At 74.7% G+C, this 26,606-nt stretch carries 5 protein-coding genes; all 5 read right to left on the reverse strand.

Annotation, left to right across the window (positions count from 1 at the left end):
• Positions 1-95: 95 nt before the first annotated feature.
• From ACWGB8_RS20185 to ACWGB8_RS20205, 5 genes are read right to left on the reverse strand one after another with little or no spacing between them, the layout of a single operon-like run.
• On the reverse strand, positions 96-296 hold the full coding sequence (locus ACWGB8_RS20185; protein WP_452214888.1) for a hypothetical protein: 201 nt from the start codon (positions 294-296) through the stop codon (positions 96-98).
• Positions 297-304: 8 nt separating this feature from the next.
• A complete protein-coding gene (locus ACWGB8_RS20190) occupies positions 305-1,054 on the reverse strand; it encodes an SRPBCC family protein (RefSeq protein WP_452214889.1) in 750 nt (249 codons plus the stop codon).
• 30 nt (positions 1,055-1,084) lie between these two features.
• Complete coding sequence (locus ACWGB8_RS20195) at positions 1,085-2,350, reverse strand: cytochrome P450 (protein ID WP_452214890.1); 1,266 nt, start codon at positions 2,348-2,350, stop codon at positions 1,085-1,087.
• A gap of 11 nt (positions 2,351-2,361) precedes the next feature.
• Complete coding sequence (locus tag ACWGB8_RS20200) at positions 2,362-2,577, reverse strand: MbtH family protein (protein WP_359901310.1); 216 nt, start codon at positions 2,575-2,577, stop codon at positions 2,362-2,364.
• 3 nt (positions 2,578-2,580) lie between these two features.
• On the reverse strand, positions 2,581-26,523 hold the full coding sequence (locus tag ACWGB8_RS20205) for a non-ribosomal peptide synthase/polyketide synthase (protein WP_452214891.1): 23,943 nt from the start codon (positions 26,521-26,523) through the stop codon (positions 2,581-2,583).
• Positions 26,524-26,606 lie beyond the last annotated feature (83 nt).

Raw genomic sequence — 26,606 nt, forward strand, 5'->3', positions numbered from 1 at the left:
TGGTGGGGGCCCGGGGGGGCTGTGCCCCGTGGGCGGGGTGTGGCGCGTAGGGGTTGGGTCGGGGCCGGCACCCGACCCCGTGGGGCCCGCGAGACCTACCCGCGGCGGCGGTACGGCACCGGGTTGAGCTTGGCGGTGAGCGCCGAGAGGAAGGTCGGGAGCTTGTCGACCATGGCCCTGGGGACCGGGGTGGTCTGGACGCCGCCCCGCCGCAGGTCCTCGACGAGGAGGGTGTAGGTGCCGTTCTCCTCGACGAGTTCGGCGGCGTAGAGCAGTGTTCGGGTCGAGGTTTCCATCGGGGGTCCTAGGCTTGGGTGTCGTTGAGCCAGGCGTTCCACGCCTTGGTGGTCTGCTGCTCGTCGGTGTTCTCGGCGAACAGGTGGTGGCCCAGCCAGATGGGTACGTTCCAGGTGCTGCCGTTGAAGAACCGGTAGAGCGCGTCGGGGCCGCGCAGGCCGACGAAGTCGGCGCTGAGCCAGTCGACGACCACCTCCTCCGAGCCGCCGTCGGTGCCCGGGACGTGGAGCGGCAGCCGGTCGCCGACGACCGCGCCCTCGGTGAGGCCGAGGCGGCGGCGCAGGGCGGCGAAGTCGGCGGGGTCGGAGGTGGGTTCGGGGCGCGCCGCCCTGACGTAGACGGCGGGGCGGCCGGGGAAGTGCCGCAGGTACTCGGCGAGGCCGTGCTGGTAGAAGTCGACGTGCTTCTCGGCCGCGTCCGACTTGGCGTCCCACCTCCAGGTGTCGTCGACGACGCCGGTGTGCACCCAGTGGATTCCCATCCGCAGGTGGGTCGCGCCGTCGTCGCCCGGCTCGATCCGGTAGGTGAGCGTGTTGGAGAACCCGCCGTCCTGGGTCGCCCGGACCGCGAAGTGCCGCGGCGGCTCCCATGCCACGACGGTGGAGTCGCCCCGGGTGGCCTTTCCGCCGACGCGCGGCTCGACCTCCATGGGGTACAGCCAGCCGAGGTTGCCGGCGCCGGTGGCGACCGCGTCCCAGACCTGCTCGGGTGTGGCGGGCAGGTCCTGTTCCCGGCGGACCTCGAACTCTCGGGCCATGGTGGGTTCTCCTTCGTCGTCGTTCATGGGTCAGTAGGTGATCGGGAGGGCGCTCAGCCGCCGTTGCAGCGGGTTGGGCCGCCAGTCCAGTGCCGCCTTGTCGGCCAGCCGCAGCTGTGGCAGCCGGCGGACCAGGGTGCCGACCGCCACCTCGGCCTGGAGCTTGGCGAGCGGTCCGCCCAGGCAGAAGTGCGGGCCGTTGCCGAAGCTCAGGTGCCGGTTGCCGGGGCGGGTGAGGTCGAGCCGGTCGGGGTCCTCGAAGCGCTCGGGGTCGCGGTTGGTCGCGCCGAGGAACAGGTACACCAGCTCGCCCTCGCGCAGGGTCCGCCCGCCGATCTCCAGGTCCTCCGCGACGACCCGGACGATCGCCTGGGTCACCGTGTCGTAGCGGGCCAGTTCCTCGACGGCGCCGCGGATCAGCCCCGGGTCCGCGCGCAGCCGGGCCAGCTGGTCGGGGTGGCGCAGCAGGGCGAGCACGCCGTTGCCGATCAGGTGGGTGGTGGTCTCGTCGCCGGCGGTGATCAGGACGAAGCAGGTGGACAGCAGTTCGGAGTCGGTGAGCCGGTCGTCGTGCGCCTGCGTCGCGACCAGGGCGCTGATCAGGTCGTCGCCCGGGTCGGCCCGGCGGCGTCGGACGAGCCGGGCGAGGTACTCCTCGTACTGCTCGATCGCCTGCTCGGACTTGTCGATGTCCTCGCTCAGCCGGCCGAAGCGGCGGAACCACGTCTTGACCTGCGGGAGGTCCTCGGGCGGGATGCCGAAGAGCTCGCAGACGACGGACATCGGCAGCGGGGAGGCGACCGCCTCGATCAGGTCCGCGGTCGGCCCGGCCGCGACCGCCTCGTCGATGAGCCGGTCGACGATGCGCTGGACGCCGTCGCGCAGGGCTTCGACGCGCCGGGCGGTGAAGGCCCGGTTGGCCAGCTTGCGCAGCCGGGCGTGGTCCGGCGGGTCGGTGTTGGTCATCACCCGGCCGAGCCGGTCGGAGAGCCGGCTGAACGCCTTCAGGTCGCCGCCGAGTGCGACGTAGGCGCGGGTCATCCGGTCCCGGTCGTTGGACAGCCGCAGGTCGCCCAGGGCCGCCTCGACGTCGGCGTACCGGGTGAGGTACCAGATGCCCTGGGCGCTGCGGTGGACGGGGCTCTCGCGCCGCATGCGGGCGTAGAACGGGTAGGGGTCCCGCCGGGCCTCGGGGGTGAGCAGGTCCGCGGCGAGGTCGTGGGGCGGGGCGAGGTCGTGGGGCGGGGCGAGGCCCGCCGTGGGGCGGGCCTCGTCCGTGGTGTCGGTCGGGTTCACTGCGGGCCGCGCTACCGCTGGGTGTCCATGGCGTCGGCGAGGCTCCTGGGCCGCATGTCGGTCCAGGACTTCTCGACGTACTCCAGGCAGGCGGCGTTGGTGTCGGGGCCGTGGACGACGGTCCAGCCGTCGGGGACGTCCGCGAACTGCGGCCACAGCGAGTGCTGGTTCTCGTCGTTGACGAGGACGAGGAAGGTGCCGTCCTGGTCGTCGAAGGGGTTGGTCATGGGTCAGTCCTCCTGGGGGGAAAGGGTGGTGTCACCGGTGGCCTCGGCGAGCCCGGCGGCCAGGATCGGTCCGATCTGGGCCAGCGAGCCGGCTTGGGTCATCCGGTCGTGCCGGGTGGTGATCTCGTGCGATTCGATCCGGCCGGTGACGTAGGGGCGCCAGGTCTCGGGCCCGGCGTTGTCCTCGGCCCGGTCGAGCGTGGAGTTGAACAGGAGCAGGTCCCCGTCGTACCTGCCGGGGACGAAGTCGACCGCCAGCTTCGCGTTGTTGATCATGATCTCGACGATCACCTCGATCTGTCGCTCGTTCAGGCCGGCCAGCGCGCTGCCCCGCCGGTTCAGCACCTCGGCGACCTCGGTGTAGGTGATCTCGCGGTCGCCCAGCTCGTCCGGGTCGACGTCGAGCACACCGACGAGCACGTCCCGCACGGTGGGCACCGGGGCCACCTCGAACTGCACGTCCTTCACGGGGTAGGCGTCGAGGATCGCCAGCAGTGCGGTCCGCTCGCCGCGCGCCTGCAGCTCGCAGGCCAGCGCGTGGGCGATCAGCCCGCCGGCGGACCAGCCGAGCAGCAGGTACGGGCCCTCCGGCTGGATCTTCTGGATCTGGTCGGCGTAGTCGGCCGCCATCTCCTCGCAGGACGTCGGCAGGGGTTCGGGCCGGCCGAGGCCGCGCGCCTGGATCGCGTAGACCGGGTGCTCGGGACCGACGTGGTTCAGCAGGCCGCTGTACGACCAGCTGATGCCGCCACCGGGGTGGATGCAGAACAGCGGTGTGCTGGTCCCGGTCGAACGCAGCGGCAGCACCACGTCCAACGCGTCGTCGGGATTGTCCATGACCAGGCGCCCGGTGAGACCGGCCACGGTCGGTGCCTCGAACAGCATGCGCAGGCCCAACTCCAGGCCGAGGGTCTCCCGGACGCGGGAGGCCAGGCGGGCGGCCAGCAGCGAGTGCCCGCCGAGGTCGAAGAAGTTGTCGTCGATGCTCACCTGCTCCCGGCCGAGGACCTCGGCGAAGAGTCCGCACAGCAGCTGCTCCTGCGGCGTCCGGGGGCCGCGCCCGGCGTCCGACGCCCCGTACGCGGGGGCGGGCAGGGCGGCCCGGTCGAGCTTGCCGTTGGCGGTCAGCGGCAGCGCGTCCACGGTGACGAACGCCGCCGGCACCATGTAGTCGGGCAGGTCGCGGCGCAGCCTGGCGGACAGCTCGCCCGCCTCGGGCGCGCCCTCGGGGGTGGGCACCAGGTAGGCGACCAGGCGCTTGTCGCCCGGCCGGTCCTCGCGGGCGACCACGGCCGCCTGGGCGACGCCCGGGCAGCCCGCCAGGACCGCCTCGATCTCTCCGGGCTCGATCCGCAGGCCGCGCAGCTTGACCTGGTGGTCGGCGCGTCCGGCGAACTCCAGGATCCGGTCGGCCCGCCACCACGCCAGGTCGCCGGTGCGGTACATCCGGCTCCCGGGCGGTCCGTAGGGGTCGGCGGTGAAGCGCTCCGCCGTCAGGCCGGGCCTGCCGAGGTAGCCCCGGGCGACCCCCACCCCGGCGAGGTACAGCTCGCCGACCAGGCCCGTCGGTACCGGCCGCAGGTGGTCGTCGAGGACGTAGGTGCGCATGTTCGCCATCGGGCCGCCGATCGGCACGGTCGCGGCGTGTTCGGGGAGGGTGTGCACCGGGTGGCAGGTGGCCAGGGTGGTGGCCTCGGTGGGCCCGTAGCCGTTGACCACCTCGATGCCGGGGCAGGCCGCGAGCACCCGGGCCGCGGCGGCCGGGGAGACCACGTCGCCGCCGGTCCACACCTCGCGCACCCCGGCGAGCAGGCCCGGGCGCTCCTCGGCGACGAGCCGGAACAGTCCGGCGGTCAGCCACAGTCCGGTCACCCCGTGCGAGGCGATCGTGTGCTGGAGCAGGTCGAGGTCGAGCTGCTCGGGCGGCGCGACCACGATCCGGCCGCCGTTGAGCAGCGGCACCCAGAGCTCGTAGGTCGAGAGGTCGAAGGCCGTCGGGGAGTGCATCAGCACCCGCTCGTGTCCGCCGCCGCGGAATTCGGGGGTCAGTGCGTGGCCCACCACGTCATGGTGGGTGACGGCGACGCCCTTCGGCCGGCCGGTCGAACCGGAGGTGTACATGATGTATGCCAACTGGCCCGGTTCGCACGGGACTTCGAGGGCGGACCGGTCGGGCTCGGCCTGCACCAGGGCGGCCAGCACCTCCCGGGTGAGCACCAGGGCGGCCCCGCTCTCCTCCCGGATCAGGTCGATCCGGGAGGAGGGGAAGCGCGAGTCCAGCGGCACGTAGGCGCCGCCGGCCTTGAGGATCGCCAGGATCGCCACGACCAGCTCCGCCGAGCGCTCCAGCAGCACCGCGACCGGTGTCTCCGGCCGTACGCCCTGGCGGACCAGTGCGCGGGCGAGCCGGTTGGAGCGCAGGTCGAGCTCCCGGTAGGTCAGCTCGGCGGCGCCCGCCACGACGGCCACCGCGTCCGGGGTGGCCCGCACCTGGCGGGCGAACAGTTCCGGCACGGCGGCGCGGGGCAGCTCGGCCGCCGTGTCGTTGAACCCGTACAGCAGCCGGTGGCGTTCCGCGTCGGACATGATGTCGAGCCGGCTGAGCGGCCGGTCCGGGTCGGCGACCGCCGCCCGCAGCAGCCGGGCCCAGCGCTCGAACAGCAGCTCCACGGTGGCCGGGTCGAACAGGTCGGTGGCGAACTCCACCGCGCCGACCAGGCCGTCGGGGCCGGGGGCGGCTCCGTCCGGGCGGAACTGTTCGGCCAGGCTGAAGGTCAGGTCGACCCGGGAGGTGCCGGTCGGCGCATCCAGGTGGCCGGTCTCCAGTCCCGGCAGCCCGAACTCGCCCAGCGGCGCGTTCTGCAGGGCCAGCATGACCTGGAACAGCGGGTGGTGGGCCAGCGACCGGGCCGGGTTGACCACCTCGACCAGGTACTCGAACGGCACGTCCTGGTGGTCGTAGGCGGTGAGCGCCTTCTGCCGGACCCGGCCGAGCAGTTCGGCGAAGCCGGGGTCGCCGCTCGTGTCGGTGCGCAGCACCAGGGTGTTGACGAAGAAGCCGACGAGCTCGTCCAGTGCCTGGTCGGTGCGGCCGGCGATCGGGCTGCCGATCGGGAGGTCCGTACCGGCGCCGAGCCGGGTGAGCAGCGCGGCAAGACCGGCCTGGAGCACCATGAACATACTGGCGCCGCGCGCGGCGGCCAGGTCCCGCAGGGCCTGGTGCAGGTCGGCGTCCAGCCGGACCGCCACCCGGCCGCCCCGCTGGGAGGCCACCGGCGGCCGGGGCCGGTCGGCGGGCAGCTGCAGCTGTTGCGGCACGCCCGTCAGCTCCTGCTTCCAGTAGGCCAGTTGCCGGGCGAACAGGCTGTCGGGGTCGGCGGCGTCGCCGAGCAGCTCGCGCTGCCACCGGGAGTAGTCGGCGTACTGCACCGGCAGCGGGGACCACTGCGGTTCCTCGCCCCGGCAGCGGGCCGCGTAGGCCGCTGCCAGGTCCCCGGCGAGCGGGCCCATCGACCAGCCGTCGGCGGCGATGTGGTGCACCACGACCAGCAGCGCGTGCCGGTCGGGGGCGAGCGCGTAGAGCTCCGCCCGGACCGGTGGCTCCGCCGCCAGGTCGAAGCCGCGCCGGGCCGTCTGCGCCAGCCGCTCGGCCAGTGCGCCCTCGTCGAGCTCGACCACCGGCAGTGCGGGGTGTGCCTGCGCGGTGCTCAGCACGACCTGGTACGGCACGCCGTCCGTCTCGCGGAAGACCGTCCGCAGGCTCTCGTGCCGGGCGATCACGTCCGCGAGCGCGGCGTGCAGGGCCGGCCGGTCCAGTGCGCCGGTCAGGCCGAGCGCGAGCGGCATGTTGTAGGTGGCGCTCGGCCCGTCCATCCGGTGCAGGAACCACAGGCGGCGCTGGGCGAAGGACAGCGGAACCCGGTCGGGGCGCGGCTGGGCGGTGAGCGCGGGCCGCGCCGTTCCGGAGCCGTCCAGGCGGGCCGCCAGGGCGGCCACGGTCGGGGTCTCGAACAGCGTCCGGACCTCCAGCTCGGCACCGAGGGTCGCCCGGACCCGGGAGGCGAGGCGGGTCGCCAGCAGGGAGTGCCCGCCCAGGTCGAAGAAGCTGTCCTCGACCCCGACCTGCGCCAGCCCGAGCACCTCGGCGAACAGCTCGGCGAGGAGCTGCTCCTGCGGGGTGCGCGGCGCCCGCCCGACACCGGCCGAGCCGAGGTCGGGAGCGGGCAGTGCGCGGCGGTCGAGCTTGCCGCTGGTCGTCAGCGGCAGCGCCTCCAGCGCCACGAACGCCGACGGGATCAGGTAGTCGGGAAGCCGTCCGCGCAGCCAGTCGCGGAGTTCACCGATGAGGGCGCCGGTGCCCCGGCTGCCGGTCGGGCGGTTGGTCAGCGCGGACAGCGCGCCGCCGGTGGCCCGGGCCGTCCGGTACGGCTCGACCGGGGAGCCGTGGTGCGTCCGCGGGTCGGCGAAGACGACGTCCACGGCGTCGGCCTCGGTGGCCGACCAGGTGACGCCCACCCGGCGGTCGAACTCCCGCCCGAGGGCGTGGAAGTCCTCCGGGTCGGGAAGGTCGCACTCCTCCGGGGCGTGCAGCCGTTCCAGCAGCTCGGCGAGCGAGGCGTCCCCGGCCTGCACCGCCCGGGCCAGGGCGGCTTCCCGCGCCACCCGGCGGTTCGGCACCCCGGTGATCCGCAGCACCTCGGCGCGCGACTCGGCGAGCAGCGCGCGCAGCCCGGCCGGTCCGGCGACCTGCCGCCCCCACTCCAGCTCGACGCACCGGCCCGGGGCCGCCGGGGCCACCGGCGGCTTGTGCAGCGTCACGTCGTAGCGGTAGCGGCTCAGTTCGTTGTGATGGCGGCCGCGCTTGACCTCCACCACGACCGCGCCGATCTCCGTGCCCTGCTCCCGCAGGACGGTGAAGAAGTCCGGGTCGACCAGGAGTTCCTTCTCCACCCGCACGGCCTGCTCGACCGCCCGGCGCACGGCCGCGAGGTCGCCGCCGTCGCCGGTCCGGTGCAGCTGGACGGCGGTGGCCAGCGGGCGCAGCAGGCGCAGGTTGCGGACGTCGCCGATGAAGAGCGCGCCGCCGGGGGCGAGCAGCCTCATCAGCTTCTCGACGACGTCGGCGAGGTAGGCGGCGGACGGGAAGTACTGCACCACCGAGTTGATCACGATGGTGTCGAACTGCCCGGCAGGAAGGCTTTCGGTGTCGTGTGCGGGGCGGGTCTGCAGCACGACCCGCCGGGCCAGGCCGTCCTGTCGGCCCACCTGGGCGGCCAGGGCGTCGACGGCGGTGGCGGAGAAGTCGGTCGCCCAGTACGACGCGCAGTGCGGTGCGACCTGCGAGAGCAGCAGTCCGGTGCCGACGCCCACCTCCAGCACCCGGCGCGGGCGCAGGGCCAGGATGCGGGCCACGGTGGCGTCGCGCCACTCCCGCATCTGCTCGACGGGGATCGGGCCGGCGTCGTAACTGCTGTTCCAGCCGACGAAGTTCTGGCCGAAGGCGGTCTGCTCGGGGGTGATGGGCAGGGCGTCGTAGATGTCCTGCCACTCGCCCACGTGGTCCGCCTCCAGGCCGTCGTCCCGGGCGGTGTCCTGGCGCGGGACGACGTAGCCGATCAGCCGGTCGTCCTGGGCGAGGACGGCGCTCCGGGCGACGGCGGGGTGCTCGGCCAGGGCGGCCTCGACCTCGCCGGGCTCGACGCGGAAGCCGCGCACCTTCACCTGGTCGTCGGCGCGGCCCACGTACTCCAGCTGCGAGTCGGCGCGGAAGCGGACCACGTCACCGGTGCGGTACATCCTGGCGCCCGAAGGGCCGAACGGGCAGGCCACGAAGCGCCCGGCGGTCAGGCCCGGCCGGTTCAGGTAGCCGCGGGCCAGGCCGGCGCCGGCGACGTACAACTCGCCCGGCACGCCCGGGGGCACCGGCCGCAGCCGCTCGTCCAGGACGTACACCCGGGCGTTGGCGATCGGGCGGCCGATCGGCGGCACGCCCGATCCCGCGGCCAGCGGGTCGCTCATGGTCGCGCACACCGTGGTCTCCGTCGGACCGTACGCGTTGATCATCCGCCGGCCCGGCGCCCAGCGGGCCACCAGCTCCGGCGGGCACGCCTCGCCCGCCACCACCAGCGTCGACACGGTCGTCGCGCCCTCCGGCAGGGCCGCCAGGACGGACGGGGGCACGGTCGCGTGGGTGACCGCGAGGCCCGGGTCGGTCAGCGCCGCGACCGGGTCCGCTGCCGGGGGCAGCACCAGGGCCGCGCCGCACAGCAGGGCGGTGTAGATCTCCGACACCGAGGCGTCGAAGCTGGGCGAGGCGAATTGGAGCACCCGGCTGCCGGGGTCGATCGCGAACCGCTCGATCTGCCCGGCGACCAGGCTCGCCACACCGCCGTGGGCGACCACGACACCCTTGGGGCGGCCCGTCGAGCCCGAGGTGTAGATCACGTACGCCGGGTGCCGGACGTCCAGCGCGACCACCGGATCGGTCTCCGGCCACTCCCCCTCGACCACCATCGCCGGATCGTCGACCATCAGTACCGGACGGGCGTCCGCCAGCATGAAGTCGATCCGCGCCCGCGGGTACGCCGGGTCCACCGGCAGGTACGCCGCCCCGGCCTTCAGCACACCCAGGACCGCCACCACCGACTCCACCGAGCGCGGCAGCGCCACCGCCACCACCCGCTCCGGACCCACCCCCCGGGCGATCAGCGCATGCGCGAACCGGTTCGCCCGGGCGTTCAGCCGGCGGTAGGTCAACTCTTCATCGCCGCACACCAGCGCCACCGCGTCCGGCGTCGCCGCCACCTGGGCGGCGAAGGCCTGCGGCACCGGGACGGCTCCCACCTCGCGGTCGGTCGCGTTGCTCCGTTCCAGCAGGCGGTGCCGCTCGTCGGCGTCGAGGAGGTCGATGCGTCCGATCGGCCGGTCCGGGTCGGCGGTGACGGCCTCCAGCAGGAGCGTCCAGCGCCGGACGAGGGCCTCGACCGTCGAACGGTCGAACAGGTCGGTGGCGTACTCGACCGCGCCGACGATCCCGGCCGGGCTCCCGTCCGCACCGAACTGCTCGACCAGGCTCGCCCCGAGGTCGAACTTGGCGGTTCCGGTGGCCACCGCGTACGTGGCCACGTCCAGGCCGGGCAGCGAGAAGCGGCCCATCGGCGCATTCTGCACGGCCAGGACGGTCTGGAACAGCGGGTGGTGCGACAGCGAGCGGGACGGGTTCAGCACCTCCACCAGGTGCTCGAACGGCACGTCCTGGTGCGCGTACGCCGACAGCGCCGTCTCCCGCACCCGGCCCAGCAGCTCCGCGAAGCTCGGATCACCGCTCGTGTCCGTCCGCAGCACCAGCGTGTTCACGAAGAACCCGACCAGATCGTCCAACGCCTCGTCGGTGCGCCCCGCGATCGGCGAACCGATCGGGATGTCCGTCCCCGCACCCAGCCGCGTGTACAGCGCGGCCAACGCCGCCTGCAGCACCATGAACAGACTGGTGCCGGTGCTCCGCGCCAACTCCGCGAGGTCGGTGTGCAGTTCGGGGCCCAGCTCCAGGCCGACGTGGTCCCCGCGCCAGCCGGCGACGGCCGGCCGCGGCCGGTCGGCGGGCAGCTGGAGCAGCTCCGGCAGCTCGGACAGCTGCCGCTTCCAGTAGTCGAGCTGCTCGGCGAACCGGCTCCGCGGGTCGGCGGCGTCGCCGAGCAGCTCGCGCTGCCACAGGGTGTAGTCGGCGTACTGCACCGGGAGGTTCGACCAGGTCGGCGCCCGGCCCTCGCTCCGGGCGGCGTACGCCTCGGCGAGGTCCCGCGCCAGCGGGCCGGTGGACCAGCCGTCACCGGCGATGTGGTGCATGACCAGCAGCAGCACGTGCTCGTCCGGCGCGACGGCGAACAGCTCGGCCCGCAGCGGGGGTTCCGCCGCCAGGTCGAACGGCCGCCGGGCGAACCCGGCGAGCCGGTCGTGCAGTTCGGCCTGCGAGACCTCGGTCAGCCCGGCCCGGGGCCGGGCCTCGGCCGGGTCCAGGACCCGCTGGCACGGGACGCCGCCCACCTCCGGGAAGACCGTGCGCAGGCTCTCGTGCCGGGCCACCACGTCGGCCAGCGCCTGGTCCAGCGCGGACCGGTCCAGCGTCCCGGCCAGGTGCAGCGCCAGCGGGATGTGGTAGGTGGCGGCGCTGCCGTCCATGCGGTGCAGGAACCAGAGCCGGCGCTGGGCGAAGGAGAGCGGCACCGCCTCCGGCCGCTCGTGAACGGTCAGCGCCGGGCGGGTACGGCCCGCCCCGGCCAGCGCCTCGGCCAGGCCCGCGACGGTGGGCGCCTGGAACAGTGCGCGCAGCCCGAGCTCCACGCCGAGCACCGACCGCACCCGCGCGGTCAGCCGGGTGGCGAGCAGGGAGTGCCCGCCCAGGTCGAAGAAGTGGTCGTCGACCCCGACCCGCGGCAGGCCCAGCACCTCGGCGAACAGCTCGCACAGGATCTGCTCCTGCGGGGTGCGCGGCGCCCGGCCGGCCTCGGCCGTGCCGGGGTCGGGAGCGGGCAGCGCGGCGCGGTCCAGCTTTCCGTTGGGCGTCAGCGGCAGCGCGTCCAGCACCGTGAACACCGCCGGCACCAGGTAGTCGGGCAGCCGGTCGCGCAGGTGCGCCGCCAGCCCCGCCGGCCGCGGCGCCGTACCGGGACGGGCCGCCACGTAGCCGACGAGCCGGTCGTCCCGGGCCACGACGGCCGCCTGGGCGACGGCGGGGTGCTCGGCCAGGGCCGCCTCGATCTCGCCGAGTTCGACCCGGAAGCCGCGGACCTTCACCTGGTCGTCGGCGCGGCCGACGTACTCCAGCTCGCCGTCGGACCGCCGGCGCACCAGGTCACCGGTGCGGTACATCTGCGCACCCGCCGGGCCGAACGGACAGGCGACGAAGCGCCCCGCCGTCAGGCCCGGTCGGTTCAGGTAGCCGCGCGCCAGACCGGGGCCGGCGACGTACAACTCCCCCACTACGCCCGGCGGCACGATGCGCAGCCGCTCATCCAGGACGTACACCTGGAAGCCCGCGACCGCGCGGCCGATCGGCGGCACGCCGGCCCCCGGCGACAGCGGATCGCTCATGGTCGCGCACACGGTCGTCTCGGTCGGACCGTACGCATTGATCATCCGACGCCCGGGCGCCCAGCGCTCCACCAGCTCCGGCGGGCAGGCCTCGCCCGCGACCACCAGCGTGGCGGCCGTGACGTCGGCGCTGTCCACCGCTGCCAGGGCCGAGGGCGGCAGGGTCACATGGGTGACGCCGAGCCGACGGTCCGTCAGCGCCTCCAGCGGGGCCTCGGCCGGGGCGAGGACGAGGGCGGCGCCGCTGAGCAGGGCGCTGCAGAGGTCCCAGAAGGACGCGTCGAAGCTGGGCGAGGCGAACTGGAGCACCCGGCTGCCCGGCGCCACGCCGAGCCGCTCGACCTGCGCCGCCACCAGGCCCGACACCCCGCTGTGGCTCACCAGGACGCCCTTGGGGCGGCCGGTCGAGCCCGAGGTGTAGATCACGTACGCCGGGTGCCGGACGTCCAGCTCGACCACCGGATCGGTCTCCGGCCACTCCCCCTCGACCACCATCGCCGGATCGTCGACCAGCAGCGCCGGACGGGCGTCCGCCAGCATGAAGTCGATCCGCGCCCGCGGGTACGCCGGATCCACCGGCAGGTACGCCGCCCCGGCCTTCAGCACGCCGAGAACCGCCACCACCGACTCCACCGAACGCGGCAGCGCCACCGCCACCACCCGCTCCGGACCCACCCCCCGGGCGATCAGCGCATGCGCGAACCGGTTCGCCCGGGCATTCACCTGCCGATACGTCAGCTTCCGACCGGCGCACACCAGCGCCACCGCGTCCGGCGTCGCCGTCACCTGGGCGGCGAACAGCTCCGGCAGGCTGACGCCGGCCGCCCCGCCCTCGACGGCGGGCAGCAGCTCGCTGCGCTCCTCGGCCGACAGCAGGTCGATCCCGCCGATCGGCCGGTCGGGCGCGGCCGCGACCGCGGCCAGCAGCCTGGTCCACCGGGCGGCCAGGGCCTCGACCGTCGAGCGGTCGAACAGGTCGGTGCTGTACTCGACCGCACCGCTGAGCCCGGCCGGCGCGCCGTCGGGCCCGTGCTCCTCCGCGAACCCGAAGGTCAGGTCGAGCCGCGCGGTCCCGGTGAGCACGCTCACCCCGGAGACCTGGAGACCCGGCAGCTCGAAGTCACCACCCGGCGCGTTCTGCACGACCAGCCCGGTCTGGTACAGCGGGTGGTGGGACAGCGAGCGGGACGGGTTCAGCGCCTCCACCAGGTGCTCGAACGGCACATCCTGGTGCGCGTACGCCGACAGCGCCGTCTCCCGCACCCGGCCCAGCAGCTCGGCGAAGCTCGGGTCACCGCTCGTGTCGGTGCGCAGCACCAGCGTGTTGATGAAGAACCCGACCAGGTCGTCCAGCGCCTCGTCGGTGCGCCCCGCGATCGGCGAACCGATCGGGATGTCCGTCCCCGCACCCAGCCTCGTGTACAGCGCGGCCAACGCGGCCTGCAGCACCATGAACAGGGTCGCACCCGAGCGTCGCGCCAACTCCACCAGCGCCGTGTGCAGTTCGGCGTCGATCCGGAGTTCCAGCAGGTCGCCGCCGTACGACATGGCGGCCGGCCGCGGCCGGTCGGCAGGCAGCTGCAGCTGCTCGGGCAGCCCGGCCAGCGCCTGCGTCCAGTAGGCGACCTGGCGGGCGAACACGCTGTCGGCGTCGTGCTCGTCGCCCAGGATGTCGTGCTGCCACAGGGTGTAGTCGCCGTACGTCACCGGCAGCGGCGGCCAGGCCGGCGCCCCGCCGCCCTGCCGGGCGGTGTAGGCGGTGGCCAGGTCGCGGGCCAGCGGCCCCATGGACCAGCCGTCCCCGACGATGTGGTGCATGACCAGCAGCAGCACGTGCTCGTCCGGCGCGACCGCCAGCAGCTCCGCCCGCAGCGGTACCTCCGAGGTCAGGTCGAAGCCGCGCACCGCCGCCTCGCGCAGCAGGGCGGGCACCTCCGCCTCGCCGGCCGCGCGTACGGTCAGCGGGACGGCGACCTCGGCGGTGTCCAGCGTCCGCTGGTACGGCACTCCGGCGGTGTGCGGGAAGACCGTGCGCAGGGTCTCGTGCCGGGCCACCACGTCCGCGAGCGCGGCGCTCAGCGCGGCCCGGTCGAGGTCGCCGGACAGCCGCAGCGCCAGCGGCATGTGGTAGGTGGCGCTCGGCGCCCCGAACTGCTGGAGGAACCAGAGCCGGCGCTGGGCGAACGACAGCGGCATCGGTTCGCGGCGGGGCCTGGGCACCAGGGCCTGCCGCGCGGCGCCGGCGTCGTGCAGCCCGGCCGCCAGCCCGGCGGGTGTGGGGGTCCGGAACAGGCCGCGCAGCTCCGGTTCGACCCCGAGGGTGGCCCGGACCCGCGAGACCAGCCGGGTGGCGAGCAGGGAGTGCCCGCCCAGCGCGAAGAAGTCCTCGTCGACCCCGACCCGCGGCAGGCCCAGCACCTCGGCGAACAGCTCGCACAGGATCTGCTCCTGCGGGGTGCGCGGCGCCCGGCCGCCGACGGTCGTACCCGGCTCCGGCGCGGGCAGCGCCGCCCGGTCCAGCTTCCCGTTCGGCGTCAGCGGCAGCGCGTCCAGCAGCACGAACGCGGACGGCACCAGGTAGTCCGGCACCCGCTCGCGCAGGTACGCCGCCAGCTCCGCCGCGGTCGCCCCGCTCCCGGCCGGGGGGACGACGTACGCGACGATCCGGTCCTCGCGGGCGAGCACCGCGACCTGGGCGACGCCCGGGTGCGCGGTCAGCTCGGCCTCGATCTCGCCCGGCTCGACCCGGAAGCCGCGCACCTTCACCTGATGGTCGACCCGGCCGGCGAACTCCAGCTCCCTGTCGGCCCGCCAGCGGACCAGGTCGCCGGTGCGGTACATCCTGGCGCCCGCCGGACCGTACGGGTCGGCCACGAAGCGCCCGGCGGTGAGCCCGGGCCGGTTCAGGTACCCCCGGGCCAGACCCTCCCCGGCCAGGTACAGCTCGCCCAGCACGCCGGGGGCGACCGGTCGCAGCGCCGAGTCCAGCACGTACACCCGGCAGTTGTCGATCGGACGGCCGATCGGCACCGGCAGCGGGCAGTCGGCCGGGTCGGGCGGCAGCGGGTAGGCGGTGATGACGTGGGTCTCGGCGGGGCCGTAGTGGTTGTGCAGCACCCGGCCCGGCCGGCGCGCCCGGAAGCGGCGCACGGCACCGCCGAGGCGCATCGCCTCACCGGCCTGGGCGACCAGCCGCAGGCTCGGCAGCTCCAGCCCGGCCTCCTCGGCGGCCTCGGCCAGCGCCTCGACCACCAGGTTGGGCGCGAACAGCTCCTCCACCCGGTGCCGGTCCAGCCAGTGCGCGAACAGCTCGGCGCTGCGGCGCTGCTCCTCGGTCGGCACGACCAGGGTCTTCCCGTACAGCAGCGCAGAGAGCACCTCCTGCACCGAGACGTCGAAGCTGATCGCGGTGAACTGCGCGACCCGTGTGCCGGGCTCGCCGCCGACGGCCCCGTGGTGCCACGCCAGCAGGTTCAGCAGCCCTGCGGCGGGCATCACCACGGCCTTGGGCCGGCCGGTGGAGCCGGAGGTGTAGATCACGTAGGCCGGGTGCCGGGCGTCCACGGCGACGGCCGGATCGGTCTCCGGCAGGTCCCCGTCCGGTACGACGGCCGCGAGGTCGTCGAGCACCACGGCCGGACGCGCGTCCTCCAGCATGTACGCGATGCGGGCGGCCGGGTAGTCCGGGTCGACCGGCAGGTAGGCCGCACCCGTCTTGAGCACAGCGAGGACGGCGACCACCAGCTCGGCGGAGCGCGGCAGCCGCAGCGCGACGACCTGCTCCGGGCCCACTCCGCGTGCGATCAGGGCGTGCGCCAGCCGGTTGGCCCGGCGGTTCAGCTCGCGGTAGGTCAGCACGCGGGACATCGGCTCGCCGGCCTCGAACAGCACCGCCTCGGCCTCCGGGGTCGCCCGGACCTGCGCCTCGAACAGCGCCGGCAGGGTGGCCGCGGGCACCGGGCGGGCGGTGTCGTTGCGGGTGACCAGCAGCTCGTGCCGCTCCTCGGCGGTGAGGACGTCGATCCGGCTCAGCGGGCGGTCCGGCGCGGCGACCACCGCCGCCAGCAGCCGCAGCCACCGGGCGACCAGCGCCTCCACCGTGGCCGGGTCGAACAGGTCGGTGCTGTACTCGACCCGCCCGACGATGCCCTCGGCGGGCCCGCCGGTGCCGCCGCGCTCCAGCAGGTGGAAGCCGAGGTCGAACATCGCGGTCGGCGTCCGCACCAGGACGATCTCGGCGGTCAGACCGCTCAGCGCGAACTCGGTGCGCGGCACGTTCTGCAGCGCCAGCAGCACCTGGAACAGCGGCTGCCGGGCGAGCGACCGGGACGGGTTGAGGGCCTCGACGACGTGCTCGAACGGCAGGTCCTGGTGCGCGTACGCGCCGAGCGCGCCCTCCCGGACCCGGACCAGCAGCTCGGCGAAGGACGGGTCGCCGCCGGTGTCCGTGCGGAGCACCAGGGTGTTGACGAAGAACCCGACGAGGTCGTCCAGCGCCTGGTCGGTCCGGCCGGCGATCAGGCTGCCGACCGGGATGTCCGTGCCCGCGCCGAGCTTGTCCAGCAGCGATGCCAGGGCGGCCTGCAGCACCATGTACACGCTGGCGCCGTGCTCCCGGCCCAGTCGGACCAGCCCGGCGTGCAACTCGGCGTCCACCTCGATCGCGAGGTGACCGCCCGCGTAGGAGGGGGTCGCGGGGCGGTGGCGGTCGGCGGGGAGCGTGATCTGCTCCGGCAGGTCCGCCAGCGTCCGCGTCCAGTGGGCCAGCTGACGGGTGAACAGGCTGTGCTCGTCGTCCGCGTCACCGAGCAGCCGGTCCTGCCACAGGGTGTAGTCGGCGTACTGCACCGGCAGTGGCGCCCACTGCGGCTCCTCGCCCCGGCGGCGCGCCGCGTACGCGGTGGCCAGGTCGGCGGCCAGCGGGCCGAGCGACCAGCCGTCGCCGGCGATGTGGTGCATCACCAGGAGCAGCACGTGCTGGTCCGCCGAGAGCGCGAACACCTCGGCGCGCAACGGTGGTTCGGCCGCGAGGTCGAACCCGCGCGCCGCTGCCGCCGCCAGCAGCCCCGGCAGGGCCGGCTCGTCGGCCGGGGTGACCGACAGCCTCGGGCGCGCCGCTCCGGCGGCCAGCACCTGCTGGTGGGGCACGCCGTCCACGGCCGGGAAGACCGTGCGCAGGGTCTCGTGCCGGTCGGCGAGGTCGCCCAGCGCCGCCTCCAGGGCCGCCGGGTCCAGCGGTCCCGAGAGCCGCCAGGCGAGCGGCATGTTGTAGACGGAGTCGGCGCCCTCCAACTGGCGCAGGAACCACAGCCTCCGCTGAGCGGACGACAGTGGGACGAACGCGGGCCGCTCCGCCCGCTCCAGGGCGAGCCGGGCCCGGTCCGCGCCGCCCAGCCCGGCGGCCAGCCCGGCCACGGTCGGGCTGCGGAACAGGGTGGCCAGCGGCAGCTCCACGCCCAGCGTCGCCCGGATCCGGGCCACCAGCCGGGTGGCCAGCAGGGAGTGCCCGCCGAGGTCGAAGAAGTCGTCGTCGACGCCGACCGCGGACCGGCCCAGCACCTCGGCGAACAGCTCCGCCAGCACGTGTTCCTCGGGAGTGTGCGGTGCCCGGCCGGCCCGCGTCACGGTGGACTCGGGCTCGGGCAGTGCGCGCCGGTCCAGCTTGCCGCTGGCGTTCAACGGCAGGGCGTCGAGAGGGACGAACGCGGACGGCACCATGTAGTCCGGCAGCCGCTCGCGCAGGTGCGCCCGCAGGTCGCCGGGCTGGGGCTCCGACCCGGTGGTGGGCACCAGGTACGCGACCAGCCGGGCGTCCTGCGCCCGGTCCTGCCGGACGATCACGGCGGCCCGCGCGACCTGCGGGTGGTCCGCCAGGACCGCCTCGATCTCGCCGAGTTCGATCCGGAAGCCCCGGACCTTGACCTGGTCGTCGGTGCGGCCGAGGAACTCCAGGTCCCCTTCCGGGTTCCACCGCACCAGGTCACCGGTGCGGTACATCCGAGAGCCACTCGGACCGAACGGGTCCGCGACGAAGCGCCCCGCGGTCAGCCCCGGCCGGTTCAGATAGCCGCGCGCCAGGCCCGCACCGGCGATGTACAGCTCCCCCGGCACACCGGCGGGCACCGGCTGCAGCGCGCCGTCGAGCACGTGCAGCCGGACGCCGCCGAGCGGTCGGCCGATCACCGGGCGCGGGCTCGAACCCACCGGGGCGACCACCGAGTCCACCGTGCACTCGGCCGGCCCGTAGTAGTTGAGGGAGAGCACCCCGTCGGCCGCCCGCAGCTGCTCCCACAGCCGCTCCGGCACGGGCTCCCCGCCCAGCCCGACCATCGAAGGACGCCACCGCGGGTGGTCCAACAGGCCGTGGTCGACGAGGACCTGCAGGTAGGACGGGGTTCCGCCGACGGTGTCCAGCCCGGCCCGCGCGGCGTACGCGAGGTAGGCGTCCGGGTCCGTCCAGGTCGCCTCGTCCAGGACGTGCAGCTCGTGGCCTGCGAACAGGGCGAGCAGCTGGTCGCAGGAGGCGTCGAACGACACGGACGTGGTCAGCCCGATCCGCATGCGCTCCTTGATCCGCAGGAACAGCGGACCCTGGTCGGCGAACAGGTTGGACAGGCCGCCGTGCGTCGCCACCACGCCCTTGGGCTTGCCGGTCGAACCGGAGGTGTAGATGACGTAGGCCGGGTGGCCCGGGTCGACGGCCACGGCGGGGTCCGTCACCGGGCAGCCCGCCACCAGCGCGGCCGTCTCCGGGTCGTCGGTCACCAGCCACCCGGCCGGACCGTCCGGCAGCCGGCCCCGGGTGCGGGAGTCGGTCACCGCCAGGACCGGCCGGGCGTCGTCGAGCATGTACCGGATCCGTGCGGCCGGGTACTCCGGATCGACCGGGAAGTACGCGGCGCCCGTCTTCAGCACCGCGAGGATCGTCACCACCAGCTCGGCCGAGCGCGGCAGCGCCACCGCCACCAGCCGCTCCGGCCCGGCCCCCCGCGCGATCAGCGCATGCGCCAACCGGTTGGCCCGCGCGTCCAGCTCCGCGTACGTCAGCGACGCGTCCGGCCCCACCAGGGCAACGGCGTCGGGATTCGCACCCGCCTGGGCCCGGAACAGCTCCGGCAGGCTCGCGGTGAAGGCCCGGGCCGCCGGGCCGGTGCCCAGCGCCGTCAGCTCGGCGCGCTCCTCGGCGGTGAGCAGGCCGAGCCGGCTGAGCCGCCGCCGCGGGTCGGCGACCGCGGCGCGGAGCAGCCGTTCCCACCGGCCGATCATCGTCTCGACGGTGGCCGGGTCGTAGAGGTCACTGGTGTACTCGACGGACCCGTCGATGCCCTCCGGGGAACCGTCCTCCGCGTGCCGCTCCGCCATGGTGAAGATCAGGTCGAGCTTGGCGGTGGTCGACGTCGACGGCACGTCCTCGACGCGCAGCCCGGGCGGCGCGAAGTCGGCCCGGGGTGCGTTCTGCAGCACCAGCATGACCTGGAACAGCGGGTGGTGGGACAGCGACCGGGACGGGTTCAGAACCTCGACGAGGTGTTCGAACGGCAGGTCCTGGTGGGCGTACCCGGCCAGCGCGGTGTCCCGGACCCGGCCCAGCAGCTCGGCGAAGGTCGGGTCGCCCGAGGTGTCGGTGCGGAACACCAGGGTGTTGACGAAGTAGCCGACCAGCTCGTCCTGCGCCTGGTCGGTCCGGCCCGCGACGGGGCTGCCGACCGGGATGTCGTCGCCCGCGCCGAGCTTGTTCAGCAGCGCCGCCAGCCCTGCCTGGAGCACCATGAACAGACTGGTGCCGTGCGCGCGGGCGAGCTCGCGCAGACCTCGGTGCAGCTCGGCGTCCAGCCCGGCAGGCACGGAACCGCCCCGGTGCGAGGCGACCACCGGGCGGGGCCGGTCGGTGGGCAGCTGGATCCGCTCCGGCAGGCCGGCCAGCTGCCGGGTCCAGTGGGCCGCCTGGCCGGCGAACAGGCTGTCCGGGTCGGCGGAGTCGCCGAGCAGGTCGTGCTGCCACAGGGTGTAGTCGGCGTACTGGACCGGCAGTTCCTCCCACTGCGGCTCCTCGCCGCGGCAGCGCGCCGCGTAGGCGGCGGTCAGGCCCTGCGCGAGCGGGCCCAGCGACCAGCCGTCACCCGCGATGTGGTGGAGCACCACCTGGAACACGTGCTCGTCCGGTGCCAGCTCGAACAGCGCGACGCGCAGCGGCACATCGGCCGCCAGGTCGAACCGCCGGGCCTTCGCCTCCGCCATGGCGGCCGGCAGGTCGGACTCGGTGCTCCGGGCCACGAGGAGCCGCGGGCGGGCCGCCTCGACGTCCAGCACCTGCTGGTACGGCACGCCGTCCACCGCCGGGACGACGGTGCGCAGGCTCTCGTGCCGGGCCACCACGTCCGCCACCGCGGCTTCCAGGGCGCGCCGGTCCAGATCCCCGGACAGCCGCCAGGCCAGCGAGATGTGGTAGTTCCCGCCCGCGCCCTCCAGCTGGTGCAGGAACCACAGCCGCCGCTGCGCGAACGACAGCGGGATCACCTCGGGGCGCTCGCGCCGTGCCAGGGCGGCCTGAGCCGGCCCGGCCGCCACCAGGGCGGCGGCCAGGCCGGCCGGGGTCGGTGCCTCGAACAGGGTGCGCAGCGGCATCTCCACGCCGAGTGTCGCGCGGATCCGGGCGGCCAGGCGGGTGGCGAGCAGCGAGTGCCCGCCCAGGTCGAAGAAGCCGTCCTCGACGCCGGCCGACGCCACGCCCAGGACCTCGGCGAACAGCTCGCAGAGCACCTGCTCCTGCGGGGTGCGCGGCGCGCGGCCGGGGGACGCCGGGGCGGGGTCGGGGGCGGGCAGGGCCCGGTGGTCCAGCTTGCCGTTGGCGGTCAGCGGCAGGGCGTCCAGCACGACGAACGCCGACGGCACCATGTGCTCCGGCAGCCGCTCGGCGAGGTGTCCGCGCAGGTCGGCCGGGCGCGGCGTCGCGCCGGAGGCCGGTACCAGGTAGGCGACCAGCCGGGTGTCGTCGGCCCGGTCCTGCCGGGCCAGGACGGCGACCTGGGCGACGCCGGGGTGGCCTGCGAGCGCCGCCTCGATCTCGCCGAGCTCGATCCGGAAGCCGCGCACCTTCACCTGCTGGTCGGCCCGGCCGACGTAGCGCAGGCTGCGGTCGGCGGCCCGGCGCACCACGTCGCCGCTGCGGTACATCCGGGAGCCGGCCGGCCCGAAGGGGTCGGCGACGAACCGCCCGGCGGTCAGGCCGGGGCGGTTCAGGTAGCCGCGGGCCAGCCCGGGGCCCGCGACGTACAGCTCGCCGGGCACGCCCGGGGGCACCGGTCGCAGGCCGTCGTCGAGCACGTACGTCCGCAGGTCCGGGAGGGGCGCGCCGATCCGGCCGGCGGAGGTGCCGGTCCGGTCGAGTGCGGCGTACGTGACGTGCACGGTGGTCTCGGTGATGCCGTACATGTTGACCAGCCGCGGCGCGTCGTCCGGGTGGCGCTCGTACCAGCTCGCCAGCCGGGCGTGCTCCAGCGCCTCGCCGCCGAACACCACCGTACGCAGGGCGAGTTCGCGCGGGTGCTCGGCGTCCTCCGGCATCAGCTGGTAGAAGGCGGACGGCGTCTGGTTGAGCACCGTCACCCGCTCGCGGGCGAGGAGTTCCAGGAAGCGGCCGGGCGAGCGGCTGGTCTCGTGGTCCACGACCACCAGCCGGCCGCCGTGCAGCAGGGCGCCCCACAGCTCCCACACCGAGAAGTCGAAGGAGTAGGAGTGGAAGAGGGTCCAGACGTCGTCGGCGGTGAAGCCGAACAGCTCCTCCGTCGTCCGGAACAGGCGCACCACGTTGCGGTGCGGGACCACCACGCCCTTGGGGTCGCCGGTGGAGCCGGAGGTGTGGATGACGTAGGCGGGGTGGCCGGGGTCGACGGTGATGCCCGGGTCCGTGTCCGGCAGCCCGTCCAGGTCGGTGGCGTCCAGCAGCAGCCGGTCCAGGTGGTCCGCCCCCGCCGGCTCGCCGGTCCGGCTCGTCGTCACGAGCAGCGCGGGCCGGGTGTCCTGGAGCAGGTAGGTGATCCGGGCGGCCGGGTAGGCCGGGTCGACCGGCACGTAGGCGCCGCCGGCCTTGAGCACCGCGAGGACGGCCACGACCAGTTCCGCGGAGCGCGGCAGGGCCAGCGCGACCAGGTGCTCCGGGCCGATGCCCCGGTCGATCAGCGCGTGCGCGAGCCGGTTGGCGCGGGCGTTCAACTCTCGGTAGGTCAGGGTGAGTTCGCCGTCCGTGAGGGCGACCGCGGCCGGCTCGGCCCGGACCTGCCGCTCGAACAGCGCGGTCAGGCTGCTCTCCGACAGGTCCCCGCTCCGGTCGGAGTCGGCCGGGAGCAGCGTGCGGAGCTCGTCGGCGGACAGCACGTCCACCCGGCCGAGCCGTCGGCCGGGGTCGGCGACGACGGCCCGCAGCAGCCGCAGCCACCGGTCGACGATCCCGGCCACGGTGGCCTCGTCGAACAGGTCGGTGCTGTACTCGACCACGCCCGCGAGCCCGTCGGGCTGTTCGGCCAGGATGAAGGTCAGGTCGCACTTGGCCGTCCCGGTGTGCACCAGGTCGGTCGCCACCCGCAGCCCCGGCAGGTCGAAGGTGCCGAGCGGCGCGTTCTGCAACGCGAGCATGGTCTGGAACAGGGGGTGGTGGGCCAGCGTCCGAGCGGGGTTCAGGGCCTCGACCAGGTGCTCGAACGGCACGTCCTGGTGCGCGTACGCGGCCAGTGCGTCGCCGCGCACCCGGCCGAGCAGTTCGGTGAACGACGGGTCCCCGGACAGGTCGGTGCGCAGCACCAGGGTGTTGACGAAGAAGCCGACCAGGTCGTCCAGGGCCTCGTCGGTGCGTCCGGCGATCGGCGTGCCGATCGGGACGTCGCTGCCCGCGCCGAGCTTGCCCAGCAGGGCGGCCAGCCCGGCCTGCAGCACCATGAAGAGGCTGGCGCCGCCGTCCCGGGCGAGGGCGCGCAGGCCCTGGTGCAGTTCGGCGTCGATGCGCATCCGCAGGTGGGCGCCCCGGTAGGACATCGCCGCCGGCCGGGGCCGGTCGAACGGCAGCTCGACCTGCTCGGGCAGGTCCGCGAGCTGCTCGCGCCAGTAGGCCAGTTGACCGCTCAGCAGGCTGTCGGGGTCGGAGCCCTCGCCGAGTAGTTCGCGCTGCCAGAGCGCGTAGTCGGCGTACTGGACGGGCAGCGGTGACCATTCCGGCTTCGCGCCCTCGGCGCGGGCCGCGTAGGCGGTCGTGAGGTCCCGCGAGAGCGGGCCCGTCGACCAGCCGTCACCGGCGATGTGGTGCACCACCAGCAGCAGCACGTGCTCGTCGGCCGCCGTCCGGAACAGCTCGGCGTGCAGCGGCGGTTCCTCGGCGAGTTCGAAGCCGTGCCCGGCCGCCTGCGCCAGCCGGTCCGGCAGCTCGTGTTCGCCGACCTCGGTCACCCGCAGCCGCGGCCGGGCCCCGTCGAGGTCCAGCACCCGCTGGCACGGCACGCCGTCGAACACCGGGAAGACCGTGCGCAGGCTCTCGTGCCGCTCGACCACGTCGGCCAGGGCGGCTTCCAGGGCCCGCTGGTCCAGGCTTCCGGACAGCCGCAGCGCCAGCGGGATGTTGTACGTGGCGCTCGGGCCCTCCATGCGGTGCAGGAACCACAGCCGCCGCTGCGCGAAGGACAGCGGCATCGCCTCCGGCCGCTCGCGCCGCTCCAGCGCCGGGCGCGCCCGGCCCGCGACATCCACCGCCGCGGCCAGTTGGGCCACCGTCGGCGCGTCGAACAGGTCGCTCAGCCGCAGCTCCACGCCCAGCACCGACCGTGCCCGGGCGACCAGCCGGGTGGCCAGCAGGGAGTGCCCGCCGAGGTCGAAGAAGCCGTCGTCCGCGCCGACCTCCGGAACGCCGAGCACCTCGGCGAACAGCCCGGCGAGCAGGTGCTCGGTCGCGGTGCGCGGAGCGCGGCCCGGGTCGGCGGGCTGCCGGTCGGGGGCGGGAAGGGCCCGCCGGTCGAGCTTGCCGTTCGGGGTGAGGGGCAGGGCGTCCAGCACCACGAAGGCCGACGGCACCAGGTGCTTGGGCAGCCGCTCCCGGAGGTGTTCGCGCAGGGCGGTGTCGGTCACCGTGGCACCGGTCTCGGGGACGGCGTAGGCGACCAGCCGGGGCTCCTCCTCGGTGCGCACCACGACGGCGGCCCGGGCGACCTGCGGGTGCTCGGTGAGGACGGCCTCGATCTCGCCGAGTTCGACCCGGAAGCCGCGGACCTTGACCTGGTCGTCGGTGCGGCCGAGGAACTCCAGGTTTCCGGCCGCGTCCCACCGCACCAGGTCGCCGGTGCGGTACATGCGGGAGCCGGCCGGTCCGAAGGGATCGGCGACGAACCGTCCGGCGGTCGGGCCCGGCCGGTTCAGGTAGCCGCGGGCGAGCCACGGGCCGGCGATGTACAGCTCACCCGGCAGACCGGCCGGCAGCGGCCGCAGGGCTCCGTCGAGCACGTACAGCCGGGCGTTGGTGGCGGGCCGGCCGATGACCGGGCGCGGGCTCGACGCCACGGACGCGAGCACCGGATTGACGGTGCACTCGGACGGTCCGTAGAGGTTGAGGCAGGACACCCCCTCGGCTGCCCGCAGCTGCTCCCACAGCCGCTCCGGGACGGCCTCGCCGCCTGCTGCGACCAGCGCCGGGCGCCAGCCGCGGTGGCCCAGCAGCCCGTGGGCGACGAGGACCTGGAGGTAGGACGGAGTCGCCTCGATGTAGTCCAGCCCGCGGCGCGCCGCGTAGTCGACGAAGGCGTCCGGGTCGGTCCAGGTCGCGTGGTCCAGGACGTGCAGCTCGTGGCCCGCGAACAGGGCGAGCAGTTGGTTCCACGACGCGTCGAACGACACCGAGGTGGTCAGGGCCACCCGCAGCCGCTGCCGTTCCCCGAGCACCGCCGGGACGTGCACCTGGCGGAGGTCGGTGAGCAGGTTGAGCAGGCCGCCGTGGGTCGGCGCCACGCCCTTGGGCCGTCCGGTGGAGCCGGAGGTGTGGATGACGTACGCCGGGTGACGCGGGTCGACGGCCACCATCGGGTCGGCCGCGGAGCGGCCCGCCACCAGGGCGGCCGTCTCCGGTTCGTCGAGCACCAGCCGGTCCGCGGGACCGGCCTCGGGCAGGCGCTCCCCGCTGCGGGTGTCGGTGACCACCAGGGCCGGGCGGGCGTCGTCGAGCAGGTACGCGATCCGGGCGGCCGGGTACTCGGGATCGATCGGGACGTGGGCCGCCCCGGTCTTCAGCACCGCGAGGATCGCCACCACCAGGTCGGCCGACCGCGGCAGCGCCACCGCCACCAGCCGCTCCGGGCCCGCTCCCCGCTCGATCAGGGCGTGCGCCAAGCGGTTCGCCCGTACGTCCAGCTCCGCGTACATCAGCGAGAGGTCGCCGCAGACGAGGGCGACCAGCTCCGGGGTCGCCCGCACGTGCTCCCGGAACAGCTCCGGCAGGCTCGCGGCGGGTGCGGCCGCCACCGGCCCGGCACCGAGCGCCGCCACCTCGGTGTGCTCCTCGGCGGTGAGCAGGTCGATCCGGCCCAGCAGTTCGTCCTGGTCGCAGTCCGCGGCCGTGTCCAGCAGCGCGAGCAGCCGCTGCCGGTGGCCGGCGAGGTCGTCGTCGCCGTACGCCTCCGGGGAGCCGTGGAGGCGCAGGAGCGGCGGGTTTCCGTCCCGGTAGTCGAACACCCAGACGGCCAGGTCGGTGGTGGACCCCGACACGAAGTGGTGGACGGAGGCCGGGTGCCCGGCGAAGTCCGGCCGGGAGTTGAAGGCCATGATGTTGACGATCAGCGGGAACGCCGTCCCGATGCTGCCGGGCGCGCCGAGGTCCCGGAGCAGGTCCTCGCTGCGGTAGCGCTCGTGCGCGACGGCCGCGGCGACCTCCTGTGCGACCTGGGCGACGAGTTCCCCCCACCGCATGTCCGGCCGCACGGTCAGCCGCAGCGGCACCACGTTGGACATCGTGCCCGGCACCGACATCAGGTCGCGGTCGGCGCCGCGGCGGGCGGTGACGGGCATGGCGAGCACCACGTCCTGGTTGCCGGTCAGCCGGTGGGCGTAGAGCGCCGTCGCCGCGATCACCACCCGGGACCACCGGACACCGGCCCGTCCCGCCGCGGCCCGCAGGGCGTCCGGGCGGTGCAGTGCCCGCTCGTCGGCCAGCCGCAGGGCGCGGTGCGGGTCGGTCGCGGTGGTGTCGGTGAGCCGGGTCGGGGCGGGCAGGTCGGCGAGGCGCTCCGTCCAGTAGGAGCGGTCGGCGGCGAAGTCGGTGGAGGCGCGGTAGACGGCGTCGCTGTCGACCAGGTCCCGCAGTGGGCCGAACGGGCAGGGCGGCACGGCGCCGCCGCCGGCCAGTGCCGAGTACACCTCGCCGACCCGCTGCCGGAGCATGGAGCTGCTGATCGCGTCCAGCACGACGTGGTGGTAGTTCAGGTACCAGAGGAATTCGGTCGGCGACGCCTTGATCAGCGCGTGCCCGAACAGCGGGTCGCGGGTGAGGTCCAGTGGGCGCATCAGGTCCCGCTGCATCCATGCCATGGCCGCTGCCCGGGGGTCCGGTTCCCCGCTGAGGTCGAGGTGCGCGGGCGCCCAGTCCCAGCTCTCCCGGAGGACCTGGCGCGGGCCCTCGCCGGTGTCGACGAAGGTCACGTGCAGGGCGTCGACCTCGTCGACCACCCGGCGCAGCGCGGTCTCGAACAGGTCCCGGTCCACCGGCCCGTGGATCTCCAGGCACTCGCCGACGCGGTAGCCCGGGATCGCCGTGCGGGAGCTCTGCTCGGCGAGCCAGATCTCGCGCTGGGCGGCTGTCAGGGGAAGGGCGTCACCGTCGCGACGGGACATGGGGGTACCTCCGAAGGTGTGGGCAGGCGTGGTGGCAGGGCGCGCCGGGCCGCGCCGACCGCGGTGGTGTCACGCGGTCGGCG

The organism is Kitasatospora sp. NPDC054939 (assembly GCF_053610105.1).